The following is a 5,354-nucleotide window of genomic DNA, read 5'->3' on the forward strand; positions in this document are numbered from 1 at the left end:
GATGAAGCAGTACCGGGTCCCCAACAACGAGGAGGGGATCGCCAACGCCTTCGAGTATTTCCGTGAGGGCGGCAAGTTCGCTGGGCCGGTCGGCAGGGCCTTCGAGCGCATCCGCCAGTTCCTTGAGCGGCTTGGCAATGCTCTGCGCGGGCTCGGGTTCCAGTCGATCGAGGACATCTTCGCAAGCGTCGAGGCTGGGACGGTCGGCGGGGCGGTCAGGAAGGGCAGCATGGCGGACCTTGCCAGCATGACGCTGGAAGGCTACAAGGCGATGCCTGAGTCATACCGGGCGGCCGTGCGGGACGATCTGAATGCTGTGCTGGAGAAGTTTCACGCCGTTTACCACGGCACACCGCACATCTGGCCGCCCGAGCCCGGCTTCCCGCACGGCCGCCCGAGGCTGGACAAGATCGGGACTGGGGAGGGGGCGCAGGCTTATGGGTGGGGGTGGTACTCGGCGGAGACGGAGGGGGTAGGAAAGTCATATGCGGTAGGACGGCAAACTGGCGGAACATTCAAGGCCGGAGGCACTGGTCCGTTCGCAGACGTTGAAATGCTGGACGTGTCGAAGCCAAACCTCTACCGCCTCGATATCCCCGATGACGTGCTGCCGAAGCTGCTGGATTGGGATAGGCCGCTGAGTGAACAACCACGTATTCTGAATGCCGTTAACCGTGGCAAGAAACAAGGCGAAGGGCAGTGGTTCGGCTCTATTTCCGGTGCCGGTTTGTACCAGGGGCTAGCCGACCAATTCGGTGGTCCAACTGGAAATTATGCACAAGACATGGCAAGAACTACGGACGGAAGAAAGGCCGCCTCCGAATATCTCGCCTCCATAGACATCGTCGGCAACCGGTATCTGGATCAGCAGTCGCGCGGAAAAGAAGGCGGCACCTACAATTACGTCATCTGGGATCAGCCAACCCTCGACCGCATCGCCTTGCTTGAAAGGAACGGCGAGAAGCTCGATGCGATGCGGGAGGAGGAAAAGTTCAGCCTCGGCCGCAACCTCCCACCCAACGTCACCGTCATCGAGAAGCAGGGCAGCAAGGACAAGTGGTCGTTACCCAGATTCGTCGTCAACCCGAAGAACGCCTTCTACAGCTCCCCGGTGCTGCGCGGTACGCAGAAGTTCGCAACGGAGATCGAAACCTTCATCGCGAGCACGCAGCACAGCCTGACGAAAGAGTACAACGAAATCCGCAACCGCTTCCGTGGCGACAAGGAAGGATGGGAAACCCTGACCGATACCCTGTGGGTGGGCGAGGCGGACGAGGTCGAGTTCACAGAGGACCAGTTGCGCAACGATCTTGGCTGGACCGATCCGAAGATCATCCAGGCGTACAAGGACTTCCGCACGTTGGTCGAGAAGATGGGGCGCTTTGTGGACATGCACCGTCGCTCGATGCTTCCCAAGTACCGGGCGCGCAAGACTGCCATCCTCGAGCGCATGCGCACGATCACCGCCATGGACGACAAGCTGTTCCGGTCCCTCTACGGACGCCGCTCGCGCCTGCGCGTGAGAGCGCGCGCCGCCGCCGGCACAGACCAGGCCCTGCTGGACACCCTTGACGACATTGAACGCCAGATGCAGGGAATCCGTGAGCAGACGCAGGAATACGCCGACCTGCTGGATGAAGTCGACCGGCTGGATGGCATCTTGGCGGCAACGTCGATACGCACCAAGGTCGGGTATCTGCCGCACAAGTTCTTCGGCACCTGGGCGGTATACAAGCTGGTCGAGCAGCCAGTGCTGGACAAGGACGGGAAACCGACCTTGGACGATGCTGGGGCTCCAGTTACCGAAACGGTTCATCATTTGGTGGCCGGCACGAAACACGGCTTCCACCCGGACCAGCGCTCGGCAACTGCCGCCTCGGAGCGCGTGGCCATTGCCTCGCCTGAAGACCAGTTCGTGGTGCGTGCCGTGCAGTTCAAGTTTCCGAACTCGGCCGCGACAACCCTGACGGACGCCTCATACTGGACGACGATGGCCAAGGTGAGCAAGATCACTGGGCTGGCCGGTCAGGATCTCCACGACGTCATGGGTGGTGTTATTCGCCGCCGCTTCCGCCGCCGTATCGCCGGGTTCACGCAGCAGAGGAAGGGTGTCGAGGGATTCAGCACGGACATGGACAAGATCATGCGCGCGCACATCAGCGAGGTCACGCGCTACGTCTACCTGGACAAGTTCAAGTACCGGGCGATTAACGACATGGAAAAGATTGGCATGTCGCCCTTCCGGTCGGCCAACCAGCAATATCCGGTCCTGACGAGCATGATGGACGCCTACATCCGGGACATGAACGGGCAGAAGCAGCCGATGGAGGGGTCCATTGACGAGGTGATCGACAAGACTCTGTCCAAGCCGTGGGGCAAGGCCGCGCTTATCGGATTCCCGGCGCTTGGCTCCGGCGTGACAGCACTTGCCGGGATATCAACAAATCCATTCGCCGCAGGGCTGATCGCCGGCTGGGTCGGCTACACCATGTACCGCGGGCTCGCTCAGGACACCGAGTTCAAGTCTCGCGCGATCACCCAAGTCATGGTTTCCGACATGAGCCACCTGAAGCTCGGGATGGTGTTCAATCTCGGCTCGGCCGTGGTCAACATGACGCAGACGATCAACAACACCCTGCCTGTGCTCAAGCCGAAGTACACGGCGATCGGGATAGCCAAGACTGGGGAGGCGGTGCGCTCGTGGGCGTCGTGGAAGCTCGGGCTGCGCGAGGCACCGAACGAAGATTGGCGCCTCTTGCAGCGCAGCGACACGTTCTCGAACGACACCTACACCGAGCAGCAACTGATGGCGATCATCCAGCACAAGGCCGCATTCTGGTCGATGCTGCCGTTCAGGACGACTGAGAACACGAACCGGGCGGTTGCCTTCCTTGGGGCGTACCACCGCGCCAAAGACCGCGGAGCGCTGCCCGGGCCCGCCTTTAAGGAAGCTGAGGCTACGATGGGCTTCACACAGCATCGGTACGGAGCCTCGAGCAAGGCCGAACTGCTGCGCAACACGTTCGTCCGCGTGCCGGCGATCTTCAAAAACTATATGTTCCAGCAGATCGCCTTCACCTTCGAGCTTGGGAGGAAGGGCGTTACCGGGGAGTCCATCTATGACGAAGAAGTGCAGATCGATCGGGACGCCATCCTGTGGCACCTTACATCTCTATTCCTCACGGCTGGCGCTCTTGGGCTCCCGTTCGTTACCCTTCTGGGTAGCATTATCAAGTGGGTTTCCGACTGGGACCCGATCGAAGAACTCAAGAAAGCAGCCCTGGCAGCGCAGGCGAAGGGGGAACTTGTCGCCGCGGCTTGGCTAACCTTCGCGCGCGGCCTGCCCGCCTACGCGCTTGGCGAGGACATGAGCGCGCGCGCAGGCATGGGTGAGCAGTTCACGCCATCGCAGGCGACCGACCTCTTGGGTCCGTGGTTTTCGTCCTGGGACAAAGCCAGGAGCTTGGGCGAATTGCAGGCCGGGGTCGTGGACCAACTCTACAACCTGTCGCCAGGCTTCGGAAAGCCGTTGAAGGCGATCGAGGCCTCCGCCAACGGCATGCCCATCTTCCCGACTGCCTTCACGGAAAGAGAGGCATTCGCCAACGCGCTCGCCGACAACAAGATCGCGTGGATAAATCCGTGGAAGAACCGGCCGGACTTCACCGAGCAGAATATCACCAAGACCGACCTGCTGCGCATGGCGGTTGGCTCGACGCCGACGAAGGTGTCGATGGCGCGAGACGAGTGGGCTGGTGACGCCAAGGACATTGCGCTTGAGCGGAAGAAGACATCGCTATACGTCAACCGGATCGTCTCTGCTGTGCGCACCTATGGGCATAACGAGGCGAAGCTTGATGCTGCACTGAACAAAATTCAGGCTGACATGGAGCGCGCTGGGGTTGACGTGAGCGAAACGACCATCAAGAGGGCGCTGGAGTCTGCACAAAAGCCGCGCTTACAGCGTACTATCGAGGGCGCACCGAAAAAGATGCGCGGAGATATCGCTGATCGAGCTCAACCGCTTCTGCAACAGGAAAGGCCATCACCATGAACACGCTCTACCTATTCTGGGCAATCATCGCGCTCCAGTTCGCCGACCTCGCGCTGACGATCGACATCCTGCTCGACGGCGGACGGGAGGTTGCACCAATCGGCCGGCTGTTCAAATGGATCGGCCAGGACGAGGCGCTGTTCCTGGGCAAGGGCATCGCGCTCGGCGTGTTCCTGTACGCGCATGGCAACGACTTGATGCAGCCGTGGGCGTACTGGTTCATTCTCGTGCTCTACGTCGCAGTGGTTGGCAACAACCTCGTGCAGCGGCGCAAGCAGGCGAAAAGGTAGGCGACAAGCGACGCGAAGGAGAGCAAACGTGCAAAACGCCTGGGAACAGATCGTCATGGCAGTCCTCGCCGCATACGGTGCGCTGATCACGTGGGCGTGGAAGCACACGCACGGGCTGATCCGAGTCAAGGCCGACGCGGTGGCGCTGCAGGGGATAGTTTCACGGTTCGATCAGAAGATGAAGGAGGATAAAGATGACCGTGAGCGAATCTATGACAAGATCGACAGAATGGCCTCAGCATTTCACACGCACTCCGAGATGGTGATCAGGGAGCTTGGCGAGCGGCCACGGAGAGGCCAGGAACTCACATGCGCGATTTTGCATTGCCCGTTGCGCGAAGAATTGCAGGCGCTGAAAAAGAACGGTGGCAACTGAAATGAGCGACGTGCCACTGAAGGAGCATATCGAGGCTCAGATAAGCTGGCTGGATCGCCATTTCCAAGGCAAGATCGAATGGCTGGATAGGCACTTCGCATCGCAGATCAGGAAGATCGACGATGACACGAGCAAGGCGGCTAGCCAGATCGACAAGCGCCTTGAGGGCATGAACGAGTTTCGGGACACGCTCAAGGACCAAGCCGGAAACTTTTCGACAAAGGATGAAGTTCGACTTCAGATCAACTCGCTCAACGAAAAAGTCAGGATGTTGGAGCTTGGAAAGGCCAACACGGACGGCAAGACGCTGATCGTTAGCGGCTTGATTGCGTTCATCGCGTCTGCGCTCGTTGTTTTTATTTCGCGCTGGATACTGAAATAGGGGGCATCATGCTCACCGAGCCAGAGCGGGACGTGTGCGAGGTCTGCGGGTGTCTCACTGAGCTGAAGGACTACGCTCCACGGACGAGAGTATGTCTCGCTTGTGTTCTCGCTGACAAAGGACAGGGGCATCGGATGGCAGAGACGGATAAATTCGCTGTGCACTTCCGTCCGTTCGAGCCATCATGAACGCATCCGACGCCGTGCTGGCGGTATTCATGCTCCTCGTGACCTGGAGCTTCTACCGTGCGCA

At 60.0% G+C, this 5,354-nt stretch carries 4 protein-coding genes; all 4 read left to right on the forward strand.

The features are described from left to right. A partial coding sequence (locus Q8P46_18670; GenBank protein ID MDP2622168.1) for a hypothetical protein occupies window positions 1–4,054 on the forward strand: 4,054 nt, incomplete at its 5' end. Then, the gene (locus tag Q8P46_18675; protein ID MDP2622169.1) at window positions 4,051–4,344 is read left to right on the forward strand and encodes a hypothetical protein; all 294 of its coding nucleotides are present in this window, start codon (window positions 4,051–4,053) and stop codon (window positions 4,342–4,344) included. The genes Q8P46_18670 and Q8P46_18675, both read left to right, overlap by 4 nt. Before the next feature lie 28 nt (window positions 4,345–4,372). Beyond that, window positions 4,373–4,720, forward strand: coding sequence for a hypothetical protein (locus tag Q8P46_18680; GenBank protein MDP2622170.1), 348 nt, complete (start codon window positions 4,373–4,375; stop codon window positions 4,718–4,720). A gap of 1 nt (window position 4,721) precedes the next feature. Next, window positions 4,722–5,102, forward strand: coding sequence for a hypothetical protein (locus Q8P46_18685; protein ID MDP2622171.1), 381 nt, complete (start codon window positions 4,722–4,724; stop codon window positions 5,100–5,102). Window positions 5,103–5,354 lie beyond the last annotated feature (252 nt).

It is taken from the genome of Hyphomicrobiales bacterium (assembly GCA_030688605.1).
In the GTDB taxonomy this organism is placed as follows: domain Bacteria; phylum Pseudomonadota; class Alphaproteobacteria; order Rhizobiales; family NORP267; genus JAUYJB01.